We start from the raw sequence: 20179 nt of genomic DNA on the forward strand, positions 1-20179 counted from the left end.
CGGCCGCACGCCTCAGCCGGTTCTCATCTGTTTGGATGGGGCGTGCAGGATTTCCAGCGCGGCTGGCACGCTGGTCAAAGTGGTTGCATCCATGAAACCCGGACATCGTGGCAACGAGGTGACTATGCCGTGGAATGGACGGTGGCCGTGGGCTCGGGGCGGGCGCCAAGCCCTTGATTTCCCTGGCCTAGACGAAAATGATTCGTATTGCCAACATCGCCGCACCAATCGATTTCACGGATGAAACTGCGCGGTATGGCCGGGGGCGGTGGCATCCGCTTGCGCGCCTTCCTGCCGCACCTGTTCCTGCAGCCAGGCATGGAACTGCTGGATCGCTTTCTCGCGCGGGTTGCCTTCGCGCCAAGTGACCCAGTAGTGCAGGCTCGAAGGGATCCGGGTGGGCCCGATCTGCACTAGTTCGCCGCTGGCCAAATAGTCGTGCGCCAGCTGCGCGCGCGCCGTGGCCACGCCCAGCCCGGCCACGGCGGACTGCAGCATCAGCCCGGCGTCCTGGAAGATCGGGCCGCGCTCCGGTTCGTCGCCAGGCAGTCCGGCGGCTTCGAGCCAGTCGCGCCAGGGGCGCAAGGCAAAGCGCAGCATCGGCATGCGCGGCACGTCGGCCAGCGTAAAGCCCGGGTAGCGCGCCAGCAGCGCCGGGCTGGCCACCGCGATTACATGGTCTTCGATCAGGTTGTGGCACTCGAAGCCGGGCAGGTCGATGCGCTGGTGCCAGATCCCGACATCGACGCTGTACGGGTCGGGCGGCGTGATTTCCGCATGCAGCCGCAGGTGCAGGTCCAGCGACGGCACCTGGGCGTGCAGGCTGGGCAGGCGCCGGATCAGCCAGGCATTGGCCAGGTCGGCCATCACGCTGACCTGCAGCCGGATCACCGGCGGACCGGCGCTGTTGCCGGCCTCGCGCAGCGCGCTTTCGATGTCGTCGAGGGCGCCGCGTACCTGTTCGGCCAGCCGCGCGCCCACGCTGGTAGGCGCCATCTGGCTGCCGCTGCGCTGGAACAGCTTGGTGCCGAGGCTGGTTTCCAGCGCGCGGACATGGTGGCTGATGGCGCTGTGGGTCAGGGCCAGTTCCTCGGCCGCGCGCGAGAAGCTGCGATGGCGCGCGGCGGCCTCCAGTGCACGCAGCGCTTGCAGCGGCGGCAGGTGGACGGGGCGTTGGGCGGTTCTGGCGGGGGATTTGGCCATGGCCGTCAAATTCTACTCACAATTGCCGCGGGTATCTTTCGTTGGCTTTGCACCGGGATGGGGAAGACAATGCAGGCCATCATGACGACTTCGACTTCAAACTTGTCTTCCGCATCCTCGCAGCGTTCGCACGCGCAACCGGCCGGCGGTGCCGCGGCCAGTGCCCGCTGGCGCGTGCTGGCCGTGTTCTCGCTGGGCTTCCTGGTGTCTTATGTCTTCCGCGGCGTCAACCTGGGCTTCGCGCCGCACCTGACGCGCGAGCTCGGCCTCGATGCCGGCGACCTGGGCCTGCTCACCAGCTTCTATTTCCTTGGCTTTGCCTGCGCCCAGCTGCCGGCGGGCATCCTGCTGGACCGCTACGGTCCGCGCCGCACCGAGGCGGCGATGCTGCTGGTGGCCGTGGCCGGCTCGCTGGTGTTCGCGCTCGCGCCCGGCATGGCCGGGCTGGCCGCGGGCCGGCTGCTGATCGGCGTGGGCGTGTCGGTGTGCCTGGGCGCCGCCATCCAGGCGCTGTCGATGTGGTTCCCGCTGTCGCGCATGCCCCTGCTCAACGGCGTGGTGATGGCCATCGGCGGACTGGGCGCGGTGCTGGTCGGCACGCCGCTGTCGTGGCTGTTGTCGCTGACCGACTGGCGCACCGTCAGCATCGGCCTGGCCGGCGTGTCGCTGGCGATGGCGGCGCTGCTGTGGTTCAGCGCGCCCGACAAGCCTCGCGTCGGCAAGGAAAGCCTGCGCGAGCAGCTGCGCGGCACGCGCCAGATCCTGGGCAGCGAGCGCTTCTGGCGCGTGGTGCCGCTGACGCTGCTCAACCAGGGCGTGTTTCTGGCGGTGCAGACGCTGTGGGTGGGCGCCTTCCTGCGCGATGTGTCCGGCTTCGATGCGGGCACCGGCGCCCGGCTGGTGTCGGTGATCGGCTTTGCCATGATGGCCGGCTGCGTCGGCTCGGGCTGGGCCGCGCGCCACCTGGAGCGCCTGGGCGTGAGCCTCTATGCCTTTGCCGGCGCCGGCATGACCGGCTTTATCGTGGTCCAGCTGCTGCTGATGGCGCAGGTGCCGCTGCCTCCGGTGCTGCTGTGGGCGGCCTATGGCGTGTTCGGCTCCAGCGGCATCCTGACCTATGCGGTGCTGGCGCGCAGCTTTCCCGATGCACTGATCGGCCGCGCCACCACGGCGCTGACACTGACCGTGTTCCTGTCGACCTTTGCCTGCCAGGTGGGCGTCGGCTTCGTGCTGGACCTGTGGCCGGCCACCGGCGGCCATTACCCGAAGGCGGCGCACCTGGCGGCGTGGACCGGGCTGGTGGGACTGCAGGTGCTGGCAGCGGTGTGGTATGCGCTGGGCGGGCGGCGCGCGCGTCGCGAGGCGGCTGCCGCAGGCTGATCCGGGACGCTCCGGATTACAAAAACACCGGCCGGTCGTCCAGCTCGTTCGGGTTATGCCCGCCGTCCGACGGGAAGTGCGTGGCCAGCAAGCCATGGATGCGCGCCACCGTGGCCAGCACCGGCCGCACCGACAGGTCCTGCCGGAGCCCCTGCGCCAGTTCGTCGCACAGTTCGCGCCAGGTGACGGGTCCCACGCTGGCGTCGATGCCGCGGTCGGCCAGCAGCTCGACGGCGTGGTCGGCCAGGTTGATATAGAGCAGCACGCCGGTCTTGTCGGCGGTGTTCCAGACCTCGAGCGCGCCGAACAGGAAGCGCGCGCGCTCGCGCGGCGTGACGCCGGCCCAGGCGTCGCCGACCGGCAGGCTGGCTTCGATCACCACGCGGATCTCGCCGCGGTGGCTGGATTCGCCGGCGTGCACGGCGTGGTGCAGTTGCTGCTGCGCTTCCGGCGGAAAGTGCCTGCGCGCGGTGCCGGCGGTGGTGGCGATATGGTGCAGGGCGCGTTTGAGATGCGGCATGGTTGTCGTTCCTCGTGCTGTCACCAGTTGCCGGACGCGCCGCCGCCGTCGAAGCCGCCGCCGCCCCCGCCGCCAAAGCCACCGAAGCCGCCGCCGCTGTCACCGCCGCCGCCGAAGCCGCCACCCCAGCCACCGCTGCGCCGGCCCCAGTCGTGCCCGATGGTATAGCCGCCCAGGCCGCCGAGGCCGCCGGCGATCACGTCGCGGCCGCGCCGGCTGGTGACGATCTGCGGCCCGCGCCGGCGCAGGATGGCGCTCAGGAAAAAGAACACGATGATCGCCAGCGGCAGCAGCGCCGGCAGCCATTGGTCCAGTGCCGACGCCTGCTGCGCCCTGCGCTGCGGCGCCGCCAGGCCTTCCTTGTCGATGGTGGCCTGGATCGCCGAGATGCCGGCCGCGAGCCCGCCGTAGAAGTCGTTCTGGCGGAAGTGTGGCGCCATCACGTCCTGCAGGATGCGCTTGGACATGGCGTCGGTCAGCGAGCCCTGCACGCCCCGGCCCACTTCCAGCCGCATCTTGCGCAGACCGGGCGGATTGTCCTTGGCGATCAGCACGATCACGCCGTCGTCGATGCCCTGGCGCCCGGCGCGCCAGGCGTCGGCCACGCGGATGCTGTAGGCGTCGATCGGCTCCGGATCGGTGGTCGGCACCATCAGCACGAAGATCTGGCTGCCGCGCTGCTGCTCGTATTCGGCCAGCACGTTTTCCAGCGCGCCGCGCTGCTGCGGCGTCAGCGTGCCGGTCAGGTCGGTGACCCGCTGGGTCAGCGGCGGCACCGCGACGAAGCCGTCGGCCGCCAGCGCCGGGCCGCTCAGCAGGGCCGCCAGCCACAGCAGGGCGGCGGCCAGCCAGCCGTGCCGGGCGAACCAACGCCAGGGATGGCGCATTGCAGCCATCTTGATCAGAACTTGACCGCGGGCGGGGTGGAGATGGCCTTCTCGTTTTCCACGGTGAACGAGGGTTTGACCGGGTACTTGAAGATCATCGCCGTCAGGTTGGTCGGGAAGCTGCGCGCCAGCACGTTGTACTGCTGCACCGCGGCGATATAGCGCTGGCGTGCCACGGTGATGCGGTTCTCGGTGCCCTCGAGCTGCGATTGCAGGTCGCGGAACGAGGCATCGGCCTTGAGCTGCGGGTAGTTCTCGGACACAGCCAGCAGCCGCGACAGCGCGCCGGACAGTTCGCCCTGCGCCTGCTGGAAGCGCTTGAAGGCTTCGGGGTCGTTCAGGGTTTCGGGCGAGACCTGGATGCTGGTGGCGGCGGCGCGCGCCTTGGTCACGGCTTCGAGCGTCTCGCGCTCGTGCGAGGCGTAGCCCTTGACGGTGTTGACCAGGTTGGGGATCAGGTCGGCGCGGCGCTGGTACTGGTTGATGACTTCGCCCCAGGCCGCCTTGACCGCCTCGTCCTTGGCCTGGAAGTCGTTGTAGCCGCAGGCCGACAGCAGGCTGGCCATGACCGCCAGCACCAGCCAGCGCAACACGGACAGGGGCGAGCGGGCAGGCAGCGGAGTGGGCAGCGAAGGGGACGAGGAGGCGCGCATCGGAGGCTCCGGCGATTGGACGAACTCCAAGTGTAGCGCACCGCCCTTGTCGTCACGTGGGCCGCCGGCGCAACCTGGCGCCGGGCGGCCCGCGTGGGCTCAGGCCGCCGCGAAGGCCTTGCGCGCGGCGTCGAAGGTGGCGTCCAGGATGGCGTCGTCGTGTTGCGCGGAGACAAAGCCGGCTTCGAACGCCGACGGCGCCAGGTAGACGCCGTGCTCCAGCATGGCATGGAAGAAGCGGTTGAAGCGCGCGGTGTCGCTCTGCGTGACTTCGGCGAAGCTGCCGGGCACGCCGTCGCGGAAGTAAAGCCCGAACATGCCGCCGACCGCATCCGCCGCGAACGGCACGCCCGCCGCGCGCGCGGCTTCGGCCAGGCCGTCGGCCAGCTTGCGGGTCTGCGCGGCCAGGCGGTCATAGAAGCCGGGCGCCTGGATCAGCTTGAGCGTGGTCAGGCCCGCCGCGACCGCCAGCGGGTTGCCCGACAGCGTGCCAGCCTGGTACACGCCGCCCAGCGGCGCCAGGCTGGCCATGATGTCGCGCCGTCCGCCGAAGGCCGCCGCCGGCATGCCGCCGCCGATGACCTTGCCCAGGCAGGTCATGTCGGGGCGGATGCCGTAGTGCGCCTGCGCGCCGCCCAGCGCCACGCGGAAGCCGGTCATGACTTCGTCGAAGATCAGCACCGCGCCGTCGCGGGTACACAGTTCGCGCATCGCCTGGAGGAAGGCGTCGCTGGCGCGCACCAGGTTCATGTTGCCGGCCACCGGCTCGACGATCACCGCCGCGATCTCGCCCGCATGCTTGGCGAAGGCCTGTTCCAGCTGCTCGACGTTGTTGTACTCCAGCACCATGGTGTGGCGCGTCACGTCGGCCGGCACGCCGGCCGACGACGGCGCGTTGCGGGTGGTGTCGGCAAAGGTCAGCAGGCCGGAACCGGCCTTGACCAGCAGGCTGTCGGCGTGGCCGTGGTAGCAGCCTTCGAACTTGATGATCAGGTCGCGGCCGGTGAAGCCGCGCGCCAGGCGCAGCGCGCTCATGGTGGCTTCGGTGCCCGAAGAGACCAGGCGCACCTGTTCGATCGACGGCACCAGCTTGCAGATTTCCTCGGCCATGGTGATCTCGGCCTCGGTCGGGGCGCCGAACGAGAAGCTGTGCGCGGCGGTTTCCTGGACAGCGCGCACTACCTCCGGATGAGCGTGGCCGACGATCATCGGGCCCCACGAGCCGATGTAGTCGATATAGCGCTGGCCGTCCGCGTCCCACATGAACGCGCCCTCGGCGCGCGTGATGAAGCGCGGCGTGCCGCCTACCGAACGGAAGGCGCGCACGGGCGAATTGACGCCCCCGGGAATGGTCTGCTGGGCGCGGTCGAAAAGCTGCTGATTACGGGACATGGCGTTGAGGTGAGGACAGGACTGCAGGGATCGTGCTCGGCAGGCCTCCGGGCCTGGCGTTGACATGCGGCAAAAACAGCGGAAGTTCGCTGGAATTGCCCGCCAATCGTGCGCTAACAAGGCGCTAACGGGTGCGAACACGGCGGAACTGGCCCGATTCCGGCCCTCGCGCGGCTGGCGCCGGCGGCACGGTTTCGGTACCATCTGCGCTGGATTTTAATGGAGAGTGGCCAGAGCCTGTTATGGAATACAAGACTTGGATGTGCCTGATCTGCGGCTGGATCTACGACGAAGCCGCAGGCGCGCCGGAAGACGGCATCGCCCCCGGCACCCGCTGGGAAGACGTGCCGATCAACTGGACCTGCCCGGAATGCGGCGCGCGCAAGGAAGATTTCGAGATGGTCGCGATCTGAGCGGCCACTATCCAGAAGAACAACGATACGGCCGGCGCGCCCGTCGCGCCGATGCGACAGAACGCCGCCGGGGGCTGGCCGCACCGGATTGACGGCCCCCCGGCGTCTTGTCACACTCTGTTGCAAAAATGACTGGCTGTCCCTCCGCCCGCGGCGGGGAGGACGGCGGGCAGATGCGGGGATCACGCATCGCCGCTGCCGGGCTCAGCCCGGCCTTGGAAGGGAAATAAAAAGAATTTCGGGGGTCCGTCGGGGCGCGCATGGGTCGCGCTGCTCCGCACGGGTGTTCTCTGGTGCTTGCCGGCGCTCCGCCAGGAGCTGCCGGTCGCGGGAACAACATGCGGGTCGCTCATCTAGAAGAAAACCAGCGGGTCAATACCGCCGGCGCCCAGGGTCTGGCGCCTGGCGTTCCTGTTCCGGGTACCGCGCCGGACATCAAGCCGGACCTGACGCCCGGGATCGCTCCGCAGCCGCGCCGCAAGGTGCTGGTGATCGACGATTCCAGCACCATCCGCCGTACCGCGGAGATCTTCCTGGCGCAGGCCGGATACCAGGTGATGCTGGCCGAGGACGGCTTCGAGGCGCTGGCCAAGGTGGGCGAGCTGCATCCCGACCTGGTCTTCTGCGACATCCTGATGCCCCGGCTGGACGGTTACCAGACCTGTTCGCTGATCAAGAAGAGTCCGCGTTTCCACGCCATTCCCGTGATCATGCTGTCCTCGCGCGACGGCGTGTTCGACCGCTCGCGCGGCCGCCTGGTCGGCGCGCATGACCACCTTGCCAAGCCATTCACCCGCGACGCGCTGCTGCAGGCCGTGCAGGCCTGCCTGCCATGCCAGCCCGCGGGCGAGGCGTTGCCTGCCTGAACCGCAGGCGCGCCGTGTACGAATCGAAGGAAAACCTCATGACCGCCATTCACAAGATCCTGATCGTCGACGACTCCCCGACCGAAGCCCTGTTCATGTCCGACCTGCTGGGCAAGCGCGGCTTCAAGGTCGCGGTCGCCAGCAACAGCGAGCAGGCCTTCGCCCGCCTCCAGGCCGAAGCCTTCGACCTGATCCTGATGGACGTGGTGATGCCCGGCCAGAACGGCTACCAGGCCACCCGCGCGATCAAGCGCGACGACCGCTTCAAGGACATCCCCGTGATCATGTGCACCAGCAAGGGCCTGGACACCGACCGCATCTGGGGCATGCGCCAGGGCGCGTCGGACTACATCGTCAAGCCCGTCGACGGCGAAGAGCTGCTGGGCAAGATCGCCGCGCTGGCGCACTGAGCCGCCCGCGCCGGCCGCACGGCACGCCACTGCCACCTGTTCCGGGGACCGCCATGAACGCGCCACGCCAAGACCTCCGCGCCCGCCACACCCGCCTGCAGGACTACCAGGCCATGCTGGCCCGGCGCCTGCGCGAGGCGCGCAGCCTGCCGGCCGCCGACAGCTACCTGGCGCTGCAGGTGGGTGCCCGCCACTGGCTGGTGCCGCTGGCCGATGCCGGCGAGGTGCTGGACATGCGCCAGCCCAGCCCAGTGCCGCTGACGCAGCCGTGGTACAGCGGCCTGGTCAATGCGCGCGGCAGCCTGCTGGGGGTGATCGATTTCAGCCTGTTCTGCGGCGGCGCGCCGACGCCCCTGCAGCCGGGCAGCAAGATCGTGGTGCTGTCGCGCGACGCGGAACGCGCCTGCGCGATCCTGGCCACGCGCGTGGCCGGGCTGCGCCATGCGGCTGACCTGGCTTTGCCGCACGGCGACGCCGCGGCCCGCGGCACCGGCGCGGCGCCGGCATGGGAAGGGCAGCGCTATGCCGACCGCGAGGGACGCGACTGGCAGGTGCTGGACGTGCGCGCGCTGCTGGACGCGCCGGCTTTCCTGCAAGCGGGCAGGGCCGCCGCCTGACGCGCGGGCCGATAGCGCCAGGCACAGACAAAAAGACGGCGCGCAGGCCACTGCCCGCCGCACCCGGCACGAGCCGCCGGGCATGACAACGATAAAACGGAAGAGGGTGCCATGGGTTTCAACAGATTCAGCCTGGGCCGGCGCACGCCGGCAGCCGACGCCGCCACCAGCCTTGCGGGTGGGCCGGACGAGCCGGGCGTGGCCTATGCCGCGGGACCGGAACCCGCGCCCGTGCCACCCGTCGCCGCGGGGCTGGGCGCGACCCCGCTGGAGCACCTCGGCCGCTGGCTCGGCCGCATGCCGTTCGCGTCGCAGCAGCGGCTGCTGACCGTGGGCGTGGTGGTGTCGCTGGTGGCGCTGCTGGGCTCGGTGTACCTGGATAACCGCATCGCCAACAATGCCGCCGCGCAGATCGAAGTCGCCGGCGACATGCTGATGCACTCGCAGCGCCTGGGCAAGGCCGTGCCGGTCGCGCTGCTGGGCAATGCGCAGGCCTTCACCCAGCTGCGCCAGTCCCGGGACGCGCTCTCGGGCGACCTGAGGGCGCTGCAGCAGGGCAGCGACGAAAAGCGCGTGCGCGCCACCACCGGCGCGGCCGAACCGCTGCTGCAGGCCGCCATGCAGTCATGGGCGCGCTCCGAGAAAAGCGCCGCCGACGTGCTGGCGCAGCAGCCCGTGCTGACCACCATCGGCCAGACCCTGCAGATCTTCAACGCCTCCAACCCCGAGCTGCTCGAGTCCGCCGAACAGGTGGCCGCGATCAAGCTGCAGTCCGGCGCCAACGCGCGCGAGGTGGCGGCCTCGGCGCAGCTGGTGATGCTGACCCAGCGCCTGGGCAAGAACCTGAACGAGTTCCTGGCCGGCGAAGGCGTCAACCCCGAGACCGCCTTCCTGCTGGGCAAGGACACCAACACCTTCCGCGAGACCCTGGACGGCCTGCTCAACGGCAGCGAGGCGCTGCGTCTGTCGGCCGCCGCCGACGAAGAGACACGCGGCTACCTGCAGCAGCTGTCGCAGCGCTTCGAGGCGGTGCAGAAGACCACCCAGACCATCCTGCAGAACCTGCCCGGGCTGATCGCGGCCAAGCGCGCGCAGCAGCAGATCTTCAACGACAACGAGGCGCTGCGCGCCGAACTGTCGGCGCTGCAGCGCGCCTACGCGGAGTCGGCGCGAAGCCGCCCGGTGACGCTGGGCGCGACCGTGGTGTCGGCGGCGCTGACGCTGCTGTGCCTGGTCGGCCTGGCCGCGCTGTACCTGCGCGATTCGCGCATGCGCACGCTCGAAGCCGAGGCGCGCGAGCGCGAGGCCGAGGCCCGCCGGCTCGACGAAAAGCGCAACAACGACAACACCCAGAAGGCGATTCTGCAGCTGATGAACGAGCTGCAGGACATCGCCGACGGCGACCTCACGCGCCAGGCCACCGTGACCGAGGACATCACCGGCGCGATCGCCGACTCGGTCAACTACACCGTGGAAGAACTGCGCGAGCTGGTCGGCCGGGTGCAGCAGACCGCCGGCGAGGTGACGCAGGCCTCGGGGCAGGTGCAGGCCACCTCGACCCAGCTGGTGTCGACCACCGAAGAGCAGTCGCGCCAGATCCGCCAGACCGGCGAGTCGGTGGTGGAGATGGCCGACCGCATCACGCAGGTATCGCGCGGCGCGGCCGAGTCCGCCAACGTGGCGCGCGCCTCGCTGTCCGCCGCGGAACAGGGCCAGCAGGCGGTGCAGAACGCGATTGCCGGCATGAACGACATCCGCGAGCAGATCCAGGAAACCTCCAAGCGGATCAAGCGGCTGGGCGAGTCGTCGCAGGAGATCGGTGAAATCGTCGAGCTGATCTCGGACATTACCGAGCAGACCAACGTGCTGGCGCTCAACGCGGCCATCCAGGCGGCCTCGGCGGGCGAGGCCGGGCGCGGCTTCTCGGTGGTGGCGGAAGAAGTGCAGCGGCTGGCTGAACGCTCCGGCGAGGCCACCAAGCAGATCGGCGCGCTGATCCGCACCATCCAGACCGATACCCAGGACGCGGTGCACGCGATGGAGCGCAGCACCCAGGGCGTGGTCGAGGGCGCGCGGCTGTCGGACCACGCCGGTGCCGCGCTGGTCGAGATCGGGCGCGTGTCGCGCCAGCTCGCCGAGCTGATCGAGCAGATCTCGCAGTCCACCTCGCACGAGGCCGACCTGGCCACCACCGTGGCGCGCCATATCGAACGCATCCTGCAGGTCACGGAGCAGACCACCACCGGCACGCGCCAGACCGCGCAGTCGGTGCGCCAGCTGACGCTGCTGAGCGAGGAGCTGCGCAACTCGGTGTCGCGCTTCAAGATCGCCTGAGTGGCCGGATGACGCCTGCGACCGCTTCCGCGCACCGCGGCCCCGCGCCTTATGCCAACTCCGCGCCCGCCGCCCGTCGCGGCGGGCGGACTGCGGCTGCCGTGCCGGCGCCGCACTGGAAGCCGTCATGTCCCTGAATTCCCCGATCCCGCGCGACGCGGCCGCAGCCGGCATGCCGGCCGGCCCCGACGCCTTGCCTGAACCCGAACCCGCACCGTTGCCGGCCAGCGCGCCGCCGTCGCCCGACGGCGGCGCCGCGCGTGACCTGTCCGGCCTGGCGTGGCTGGCGCCCAGCCTGCGCAGCGCGCTCGAAGACGCCGCCGCGGAGCTGGGCCACTATGTCGATGAAGTGCGCCAGGCGCCCGAGGCGCTGGGCGCGCGCGATACCACCTCGCTGCGCCTGGCCGGCCAGCATCTGCACCAGGCCGCCGGCGCCGTGCATATCGTCGGGCTGCGCGGGACCGATCCGTATTGCCAGGCGCTGCGCCGCCTGCTCGATGCCATCGACGCCGGCACCGTTGCCGCCGGCCCCGAGGCGCTGGAGGTATTCCGCGCCGGCGTGCAGGCGCTGGCCGAATATGTCGACGATCTGATGGCCGGCGACGACGAGGCCCCGCTGCGCCTGTTCCAGCCTTATGCCGCCGTGCTCGCCCGCTTGGGCGAGGAACGCGTGCATCCGGCCGACCTGTGGCTCGACGAGCTGCAGATGCTGCCCGGCATGCTGCTGCCGCCGAAGGGGCCGGCTGCGGTCACGCGCGCGCGCCAGCAGTTCGAGTCGGCGCTGCTCAAGGCGCTGCGCCTGCCGACGCCATGCGCCGACGCGGCGCTGCTGCGCGAAGCCTGGCTGCCGCTGCACGCGGCGCTGGATGAACTGCGTGCCAACGAGCAGGAAGCGCGCCGTGCCGCCGACCATCCCGACCGCGGCGTCTGGCACGTGCTCGGGCTGGTGTGCCGCGCGCTGGCGCTGGGCCTGCTGCCGTCGGACCTGCTGGCCAAGCGCTTTGCCGGCCGCGCCAATCTGCTGCTGCGCCAGTACCAGCAGGGCCATGTGCGCGTGCCGCAGGCGCTGCTGAACGACGCGGTGTTCCTGCTGGTTTGCACCGGGCTGGCCGAGGGCGGCAATGACGACGCGGCGGCGCTGCGCGCCGACATCGCGCGCACGCTGGCGGCGTTCCGCCTCGATGCCGCCCACGCGCAGGCCCGTGCCGATTTCCGGCTGCGCTACTACGGCTGGCTCGATCCGATCGACACGCGCAACCTGCAGCAGGCCGCGGCCGGGCTCGAACGCGCCGCCGCCGCGGACCAGGCCGCGTGGGAGATCGCGCTGGCCGCGCTGGCCGAGGCCGCGCAGCCGCTGGCGCAGCCGGCGCTGCAGCGTTGCCTGGCGCAGGCCGCCATGCCGGGGCGCGAGCGCGGCTGCGGCGACGCGCTCGGCGCCGCCGGCATCGCGCTGTTCCTGTCGCGGGCGCTGGCGCTGCCGTGGCGCGTGCACGGACTGTCCGCCCATCCGGCCGCGGCACACTTTGCCGCGCAGTGCGACGCGCTGGGCGCCTGCCTGGCGGACCCTGTCGCCGCCGCGCCGGCCTGGCTGGCGCGCATGGTTGACGAGGCGCGCGCCCAGGCGCAGCGCAGCGAAGCCGTGGCGCAGCTGCGCGCGCAACTCGACAGTGGCGAATCCTGGCTCGACAGCTATGACCGCAATGCGGCGCGCCCCGACGGCGCCGCGCACCTGCGCGACGCGCGCCAGGCCTTCGCCGCGCTGGCGGGCACGCTGGCGCAGCTGCAGGCGTCGCCGGCGCTGCCGGACGTGCTGGCCGGCGATGCCGCACAGGCCAGCGCTGCCGTGGAGGCCGTCAAGACAACGCTTGCCGAGGAGGGCGAGCTTGCCGACGCCGGCGCGCGCGCGGCGCTGCTGCGCACGGTGGCGGCGGAACTGGGCGTGGTCCATGCCTTCGCCGATGCGCTCGAATTCGGCCGTGCCCGCCACGCCGAGGCATTGCCGGATGTCGCTGCCGCGGGCGACGCGCATGCGCCGCAGGATCCGCTCGACGCGGCGCGCGCCGCCGCCGACGAGGCCCTGCGTGCCGGCGCCGTTTCCGACGCGCCGGCGGTGCAGCGGCTGCGTGCCGCGCTGCAGGCGCTCTCCGACCAGGCCGCGATCGACGACGACGCCGCGCTGCGCCGCCTGGCCGCCGATGCCGTCACGCAGTGCAACGCCTGGCTTGCCGGCAGCGACGACGCCGGCGCGCGCATGGTGATGGCGCTCGCCGCGATGCCGGCGGAGCCCGCGCCGGTGCCGGCCGTCGCGACCACGCCGTCCACGCCGTCCATGCCCGCGGCCGGCGACCACGCCGCCATCGATGCCGAGCTGCTCGACATCTTCCTCAACGAGGCCGACGAGGTGCTGGGCGGCATCGCCGGCGACCTTGGCGCCGGCGTCGAGGCGCTGCGCGATGCCGACATGCTCAGCCGGCTGCGGCGCGCATTCCATACGCTGAAGGGCTCCAGCCGCATGGTCGGCCTGCATCGCTACGGCGAGGCGGCATGGGCGGTGGAGCAGGTGATGAACCTGTGGCTGGCCGAGGCGCGCGAGCCCGCGCCGGCGCTGCTGGCGCTGCTGCGCCGCGCGCATGCCGAACTGTCGGCGTGGGTGGCGCGGCTGCACGGCGATGCCGCGGCATGGCACGACATCGCGCCGCTGGTTGCAGCCGCCGAGGCGGTGCGCGATGCCGGCACCGCCGCGGACCTGGCGCAGGCCGCGCCTGACGTGGCTGGCGGCGAGGCGCCGAACGAGCATCCGGACGCAGCCGCAACCGACGCCGCAACCGACATCGATACCGCCGCCGATACCGACGCCCCCGCCGATACCGGCACGCCCGACGGCAACGTGATCCCGTTCCGCCTGGCCGGTGGCCTGTCGGACGAGGACGACCATTACAAGGTCATCGGCCCGGTGCGCATCGGCCTGGCGCTGTACAACGTCTATTTGCAGGAGGCCGACGGCCTGCTGCGACAGTTCGCCACCGATATCTCCGAATGGCGGCATGAAGCCCATCCATGCCCGAGCGAACTGGCGCTGCGCGTCGCCCACACGCTGCAGGGCAGCGCATCGACCGTTGGCCTGGAGCCGGTGCGCGAGATCGCCGAGGCGCTGGAAGCGTTGCTGCTGCAGCTGGGCGCGCATCCGGTGGCGATGCACGCGGGCGATTTCCGCCTGCTGGAGCAGGCCGCCGAGCGCATGCGCGGCATGCTGCACCAGTTTGCCGCCGGCATCTGGCCGCAGGCCGATGCCGCGTTGCGCCGCAGCCTGGTCGAGTTCGGCGAGCGCGCGCTGCTGCGCCCGCGCGTGGCGCTGCCCGCGCCGCCGCCGCCGGCCGAGTCCGATGACGCCATGGCGCAGGCATTTGGCCCGCTGCCGCCCGCGGCACAGGCCGCACCCGCGGTGCCGCCGGCGGCCGACGCTGACGCAGCCGCCGAAGCCCCTGCCGTGCCGCTTGTCACCGCGCATGATGCGGTGGTGATCGCGCTGCCGACGGTGCCGCGCGCGCCGGAAGCGCCTGCCGCCGACGCCGGCACCGCCCCCGACCCGGCACTGGTGCAGATCTTCCTGGAAGAGGCGCAGGGCTCGCTGCCCGAACTGGGCAAGCTGTTGCGCGGCTGGGAAGCCGCGCCCGACGATGCGCGCCATGGCGGGCTGGTGCTGCGCGCGCTGCATACGCTCAAGGGCAGCGCGCGCATGGCCGGCGCGATGGCGCTGGGGCAGGCCGCGCACGAGATGGAGACACTGCTCGACAGCACGCTGCGCGGGCAGGGGCGCCAGCCGGTTGCGCCGAAGGTGTTCGAGCGGCTCTACGCCTGGTACGACCGCATCCTGGCGCATGCCGAGGCCTTGCAGGCCGGCCGCCTGCTGCCGGCCGACGATGCCGATGTGGTCAACGGCCTGGCCGATCCCGCGCAGGCGGCCGACGCGGCCACGGCGCAGCCTGAGGCCGCCGAAGTTTCCGGCGATTCCGCCGCGGAGGCCCCCGCGCCCGACCTGCCCGCGGTGCCCGGGCCGTCCGACGTGATGGTGCCGATGCCGCCGGCCGCGCCGCTGGCTCCGCTCGCACCGTTGGCATCGGTCGAGCCGCAGCGCGCGCTGGTGCGCGTGCAGGCGCGCGCGCTCGACACGCTGATCAACGAGGCCGGCGAGGTCGGTGCCACGCGCGCGCGCCTGGACAGCGAGCTGGAGGCGATGCGCGCCTACCTGGGCGAACTGAACGACAACGTCGCGCGCTTGCGCGGCCAGCTGCGCGAAATCGAGATCCAGGCCGAATCGCAGATGGCGTCGCGCATTGCCGATGCGCAGCACAAGCAGGAATTCGACCCGCTCGAGTTCGACCGCTTCACGCGCTTCCAGGAACTGACGCGGATGATGGCCGAGTCGGTCAACGACGTCGCCACCGTCGAGCAGAACCTGCAGCGCGGCTTCGACCGCGCCGCCGGCGACCTGGCCGCGCAGGCGCGGCTGACGCGCGGGCTGCAGCGCGGCCTGATGCAGGCGCGCATGGTGCAGTTCGACGCGCTCGCCGAGCGGCTCTACCGCGTGGCGCGGCAGGCCGCGGCCGAGACCGGCAAGGAAGTGCGGCTGCTGATCAAGGGCGGCACGGTGGAGATCGACCGCTCGGTGCTGGACCGCATGGCCGGCCCGATCGAGCACCTGATCCGCAACGCGGTGGCGCACGGCATCGAGACCGCCGCGCAGCGCCGTGCCGCGGGCAAGCCCGCCACCGGCGCGCTCACGCTGGAGGTGCAGCAGGAAGGCAACGAGGTGGTGCTGCATTTCATCGACGACGGCGGTGGGCTGGACCTGGCGCGCATCCGCGCCCGCGCGGTCGAACGCCGGCTGCTGGCGCCGGACGACGACGCCAGCGAGGCGCGCCTGACCGAGATGATTTTCACACCCGGCTTTTCCACCGCCGAAGCGGTGTCCGAACTGGCCGGCCGCGGCGTGGGCATGGACGTGGTGCGCGCCGAGACCGTGGCGCTCGGCGGGCGTATCACGCTGGCATCGCAGCCGGGGCAGGGCACCACCTTCACCGTGCACCTGCCGCTGACCACGGCCATCACGCAGGTGCTGGTGATCGCGCTGGGCGCGCGCCGCTATGCGGTGCCCAGCGGCATGATCGACCAGGTGCAGCAACTGCGCGCGCCGGCGCTGCTCGACGCGTACAACCACGGCCGCCTGGCCGTGGCCGGCGCCGAGGTGCCGTTCTTCTACTTCGGCGCGCTGCTGGAACAGGGCGAGGCCGCGCCCGCAGGGCGCAAGTACTCGCCGGTGGTGCTGGTGCGCAGCGGCGCCGAGCGCGTTGCCGTGCATGTCGACGACGTGGTCGGCAACCGCGAAGTGGTGGTCAAGCACATCGGCCCGCACCTGGCGCGGCTGGAGGGCATCGCCGGTGCCACCACGCTCGGCGATGGCGAGATCGTGCTGATCTACAACCCGGTGGTGCTGGCACAGCGCTTCATACGCGAGCGCGGCCGGTCGCTGCCGCTCGATCCGCCGCTGGCGCCATCGCAGCAACGGCCGGCCGTGGCCGCGCAACCGGGCGCGGTCGCGGAACTGGCGGGCGACGGCACCGCCGAACCCGTGGCCGGGCTGGCGGCGCAGCCTACCGTGATGGTGGTGGACGATTCGCTGACCGTGCGCAAGGCCACCCAGCGCCTGCTGGGCCGCGCCGGCTACCACGTGGTGCTGGCGCGCGACGGCGTCGATGCGCTCAAGCAGCTGCAGGACGTGATGCCGGATGCGATGCTGGTCGATATCGAGATGCCGCACATGGACGGCTTCGACCTGACCCGCAACGTGCGCTCCGACGCGCGCACCGCGCACCTGCCGCTGGTGATGATCACCTCGCGCACCGCCGACAAGCACCGTCGCTATGCCGAGGAAATCGGCGTCAACGTGTACCTGGGCAAACCGTATAACGAGGATGAACTGCTGGGGACGCTGCACCGCTTGCTGGGTGAGCGGGCGGCGGGGACGGCGGGGTCGGTGGCGCAGATGCTGGGGGACGGGCAGGGGGGGGAAGGCGGGCGCGCGCAATAGCGACAACCTTCACTTCGTGGATGCTCCCGCGCTCACCCCAACCCTCTCCCGCATGCGGGAGAGGGAGTACCCCACGCGATCACCCGAGGCGCATCCAGGGTTCACTGCTTCAGCGCACTACCACCGCATCTGCGCATTCTTGCTGTTGGTACTGACCGTCATGGTCTTGGTCCGGCCCTGGTACGTCGCGCGCACGTTGTAGGTGCCCGACGGCGCCTTCAGCAGGCAGCGCGGGCCGTCGGCGACAAAGCTGGCGACTTCCTTGCCGCCGCGCATCAGCTTGACGTCGACATCCGACAGATATTCGCCGCGCGCGCCCTGCGTGAACAGCAGGCTCATGTTGTACTTGCGCGCCTGCGACTGCAGCGCGACCTGCTCGTCCTCGGCCACGCCGCCGCAGATATAAGCCACCGGGCCGGCCTGGCGCTGCACCATCGCGTCGCGCGGCGGCGGCGGGGGCGGTACCGTCAAAGGCGGCCGGGGTTGCCCCGGGGCTGCCACGGGCGGCGGCGCGGGCATTGCCGGCGGCGTGCCGGTGGGCGCGGGCATCGGTGAAGCGGTTGGCGGCGGCGCTGCCGTGGCCGGCGCCGCTATGCCGGGCGCGGGCTGGGTGGCAGGCGGCATGGTGGCCGCTGGCGGCACTGTGGTGGAGGGCGGCACGGTGGTGGAGGGCGGCACGGTTGCGGCCGGCGGCACAGTGGTGGCGGGCGGCGCGGTGGCGCCCGGCGTCGGTGCCATCGTGCCTGGCGCAGGGGCCGGTGCAGCAGTCGCTGGCGCGGCCGGCGTTGCCGGCACGGGGCTGGCATCGACCACGGGTGCCTGCGCATGGCTGGCGGCGGGCACCAGGGCCAGCAGCGCGACCACACCGGCGCTGAGCGCGAGCACCAGGCGCTTCACGCGCGAGCGGCGCGCCAGGCGCGCTTCGATGACTTTGAGCGAACGGGTAGGGGCAAACGGAAGCAGTTGCGGCATCGTGGCCTCCTTGGCAAGCTTGGGAATCAGATGCCCCGGAGGACCCCGTGGGGATCACTCCGGGTGTCTCTTTTCCATGCTAGGGCCCAGGAATAGGCGACACTGCCGGGCGTGGTCCTACATCCGCGTCAGCCGACGGCGCATTCGCGCCGGCAAGCGGCGCGCGCGCGACTTCACTGCCGGCTCACCAGCCGCTTCGGCACCGACAGCGTCAGCGCCGCGCCCACCACCAGGCACGCGGCCAGCAGGTACATGCCGGAATCCGTGCTGCGGGTGAGGTCCTTGAGCCAGCCCACCGCGTAGGGGCTGAGAAAGCCGGCAAGGTTGCCCAGCGAATTGATCAGCGCAATGCCCGCGGCCGCGCCGGTGCCGGCCAGGAACGCCGTGGGCAGGCTCCAGAACAGCGGCAGCGTGGTCAGGATGCCGATCGTCGCCAGCGTCAGCGCCACCATCGCCAGCGTGGTGTCGCCGTGCCATTGCACCGACAGCAGCAGCCCGACAGCGCCGGCCAGCGCCGGCACTGCGATATGCCAGCGGCGCTCGCCGCTGCGGTCGGCGCTGTAGGCCACCAGCACCATGCCGATTACCGCGCAGCCATAGGGGATGGCGGTCAGCAGCCCGATATCGAGCGCGCCCTTGACGCCGGTCTGCTTGATGATGGTCGGCAGCCAGAAGCTGACGCCGTACAGGCCCATGACGAAGCAGAAGTAGATCGCGCTCATCAGCCACACGCGCGGGCTCGACAGCACGGTGCGGATCGGCGGGTCTTCCTTGTGCGCGTTCTCGCTGGCGATATTGCGCTCCAGCAGTGCCTTTTCCTCGGACGACAGCCATTTGGCGTGGGCGATGCGGTCATCCAGGTAGGCCAGCACCCACAGCCCCACCAGGATCGACGGAATGCCTTCCAGCAGGAACATCCACTGCCAGCCCGACCAGCCGTTGTGGCCGTCGAACGACTGCATGATCCAGCCCGACAGCGGCCCGCCGATCACGCCCGACAGCGCGATCGCGGTCATGAAGAAGGTGGTGGTGCGCCCGCGCCGGTTGGCCGGGTACCAGTAGGTCAGGTACAGGATGATGCCGGGAAAGAAGCCGGCCTCGGCGATGCCCAGCAAGAAGCGCAGCACATAGAACATGGTCGGCGTGGTGACGAACATCATCGCCGCCGAGATCGCGCCCCAGGTGATCATGATGCGCGCGATCCAGACGCGCGCGCCCACCTTGTGCAGGATCACGTTGCTCGGCACTTCGAACAGGAAGTAGCCGATGAAGAAGATGCCGGCGCCCAGGCCGTAGACGGTCTCGCTGAACTGCAGGTCGTTCAGCATCTGCAGCTTGGCGAAGCCCACGTTGACGCGGTCCAGGTAGGCCACCACGTAGCACAGCAGCAGGAAGGGCACCAGGCGCCAGCTGACCTTGCGGTACGTTGCGTCTTCAAAGGCGGCGTCGCTGACGCCGGGGTTTACTGCGGTCGTTGTCATGCTGTCTCCTGAGGAATTGGCGTTTCTGTGTGACGCGTTCTTACAGCTACCGTACGACTGGGCAAGCAGGCCAGGGCGCGCGGCTTAGACGCAGCGGCCGCCGTCCACTTCGATGCAGGTGCCCGTGATGAAGGCGGCTTCGTCCGAGGCCAGGTAGAGGCAGGCGTTGGCCACGTCCTGCGGCGTCGACATGCGCCCCATCGGGATGGTGGCGAGGAACTTCGCGCGGTTCTCGGGCGTGTCGGGCATGCCCATGAATTCTTCGAGCAGCGCGGTGGCGCCGATCACCGGGTTGACGCAGTTGACGCGGATATTGTCCGGGCCCAGCTCCGCGGCCATGGCCTTGCTGGCGGTGATCACCGCACCCTTGCTGCCGTTGTACCAGACCAGGCCCGGGCGCGGCCGGATGCCGGCGGTGGAGGCGATGTTGACGAACACGCCGCCACCGCGCTGGCGGAAATGCGGGATAAAGGCGCGCGCCGACCAGTAGATGCTCTTGACGTTGACGGCATAGACGCGATCGAACTCGTCTTCGGCGACATCCAGGATCGGCTTGTTGCGATGGGTGGTGCCGGCGTTGTTGACCACGATATGCACGTCGCCGAAGACGGCCAGCGCGGCGTCGCGCATGGCCTCGGTATCGGCTTCGCGCGAGACATCGGCGCGCACCGCGCGGGCGCGCCCGCCGGCGTCGCGGATCGCCGCGGCGACACGCTCGGCGGCATCCTCGCGCAGGTCGGCCACCACCACGTTGGCACCTTCGCGCGCAAAGGTATGGGCAATGCCTTCGCCGAAGCCGGAACCGCCGCCGGTGACGATCGCTACCTTGTTGGCCAGTCTCATGGGTTGTCTCCTTTCTGGTGTGGGTACTGTGTTTGCTGCCGAGTGATCAAGTCCTGCGGGTTTGCTCCCCTCTCCCGCTCGCGGGAGAGGGGAGCCTTTGCTACGGGTGGTGGGCAATCA

At 70.9% G+C, this 20179-nt stretch carries 15 protein-coding genes; 7 read left to right on the plus strand and 8 right to left on the minus strand.

What is annotated here, in order from left to right; all coding sequences use genetic code 11:
• Nucleotides 1–234: 234 nt before the first annotated feature.
• Nucleotides 235–1203: a LysR substrate-binding domain-containing protein gene (locus GA0116996_RS05705; protein ID WP_092308090.1), complete on the minus strand. Its 969-nt coding sequence runs from the start codon at nt 1201–1203 to the stop codon at nt 235–237.
• An 81-nt stretch (nt 1204–1284) separates the two neighbouring features.
• Between GA0116996_RS05705 and GA0116996_RS05710 the strand changes: the two genes are divergently transcribed.
• On the plus strand, nt 1285–2583 hold the full coding sequence (locus tag GA0116996_RS05710; RefSeq protein WP_092308400.1) for an MFS transporter: 1299 nt from the start codon (nt 1285–1287) through the stop codon (nt 2581–2583).
• Between the two features lie 16 nt (nt 2584–2599).
• Here GA0116996_RS05710 and GA0116996_RS05715 read toward each other — a convergent pair whose 3' ends face one another.
• The 4 genes from GA0116996_RS05715 to hemL all read right to left on the minus strand — a co-directional run bounded on the left by GA0116996_RS05715 (nt 2600) and on the right by hemL (nt 6035).
• Entirely contained in the window at nt 2600–3103 is a 504-nt protein-coding gene (locus GA0116996_RS05715; protein WP_092308092.1) for a TPM domain-containing protein, read from the minus strand.
• Nucleotides 3104–3123: 20 nt separating this feature from the next.
• Nucleotides 3124–3990: a TPM domain-containing protein gene (locus GA0116996_RS05720; RefSeq protein ID WP_092308094.1), complete on the minus strand. Its 867-nt coding sequence runs from the start codon at nt 3988–3990 to the stop codon at nt 3124–3126.
• Nucleotides 3991–4004: 14 nt separating this feature from the next.
• Nucleotides 4005–4643 carry a LemA family protein gene (locus tag GA0116996_RS05725; protein ID WP_092308095.1) on the minus strand — a complete coding sequence of 213 codons (639 nt, stop codon included), beginning with the start codon at nt 4641–4643 and terminating at the stop codon, nt 4005–4007.
• 99 nt (nt 4644–4742) lie between these two features.
• On the minus strand, nt 4743–6035 hold the full coding sequence (gene hemL, locus GA0116996_RS05730) for a glutamate-1-semialdehyde 2,1-aminomutase (RefSeq protein WP_092308096.1): 1293 nt from the start codon (nt 6033–6035) through the stop codon (nt 4743–4745).
• 242 nt (nt 6036–6277) lie between these two features.
• Here hemL and GA0116996_RS05735 point away from each other — a divergent pair, with 242 nt between their 5' ends.
• From GA0116996_RS05735 to GA0116996_RS05760, 6 genes are all read left to right on the plus strand, one after another.
• Nucleotides 6278–6448: a rubredoxin gene (locus GA0116996_RS05735; protein WP_010813017.1), complete on the plus strand. Its 171-nt coding sequence runs from the start codon at nt 6278–6280 to the stop codon at nt 6446–6448.
• Nucleotides 6449–6786: 338 nt separating this feature from the next.
• A complete protein-coding gene (locus tag GA0116996_RS05740; protein WP_092308098.1) occupies nt 6787–7314 on the plus strand; it encodes a response regulator in 528 nt (175 codons plus the stop codon).
• Between the two features lie 38 nt (nt 7315–7352).
• Entirely contained in the window at nt 7353–7724 is a 372-nt protein-coding gene (locus tag GA0116996_RS05745; RefSeq protein WP_012352035.1) for a response regulator, read from the plus strand.
• A gap of 53 nt (nt 7725–7777) precedes the next feature.
• The gene (locus GA0116996_RS05750; protein ID WP_092308100.1) at nt 7778–8341 is read left to right on the plus strand and encodes a chemotaxis protein CheW; all 564 of its coding nucleotides are present in this window, start codon (nt 7778–7780) and stop codon (nt 8339–8341) included.
• A gap of 111 nt (nt 8342–8452) precedes the next feature.
• Nucleotides 8453–10675: a methyl-accepting chemotaxis protein gene (locus GA0116996_RS05755; protein WP_092308101.1), complete on the plus strand. Its 2223-nt coding sequence runs from the start codon at nt 8453–8455 to the stop codon at nt 10673–10675.
• Between the two features lie 127 nt (nt 10676–10802).
• Nucleotides 10803–16763 (plus strand): hybrid sensor histidine kinase/response regulator, encoded by a 5961-nt coding sequence (locus tag GA0116996_RS05760; protein ID WP_092308103.1) that lies wholly within the window; start codon nt 10803–10805, stop codon nt 16761–16763.
• 117 nt (nt 16764–16880) lie between these two features.
• Here GA0116996_RS05760 and GA0116996_RS05765 read toward each other — a convergent pair whose 3' ends face one another.
• From GA0116996_RS05765 to GA0116996_RS05775, 3 genes are all read right to left on the minus strand, one after another.
• A complete protein-coding gene (locus GA0116996_RS05765) occupies nt 16881–17735 on the minus strand; it encodes a hypothetical protein (RefSeq protein WP_092308105.1) in 855 nt (284 codons plus the stop codon).
• Between the two features lie 173 nt (nt 17736–17908).
• Nucleotides 17909–19216: an MFS transporter gene (locus GA0116996_RS05770; protein ID WP_092308107.1), complete on the minus strand. Its 1308-nt coding sequence runs from the start codon at nt 19214–19216 to the stop codon at nt 17909–17911.
• A gap of 84 nt (nt 19217–19300) precedes the next feature.
• Nucleotides 19301–20059, minus strand: coding sequence for an SDR family oxidoreductase (locus tag GA0116996_RS05775; RefSeq protein WP_092308109.1), 759 nt, complete (start codon nt 20057–20059; stop codon nt 19301–19303).
• Nucleotides 20060–20179 lie beyond the last annotated feature (120 nt).

The sequence above is a fragment of the Cupriavidus alkaliphilus genome (assembly GCF_900094595.1).
Classification (GTDB): Bacteria; Pseudomonadota; Gammaproteobacteria; order Burkholderiales; family Burkholderiaceae; genus Cupriavidus; species Cupriavidus alkaliphilus.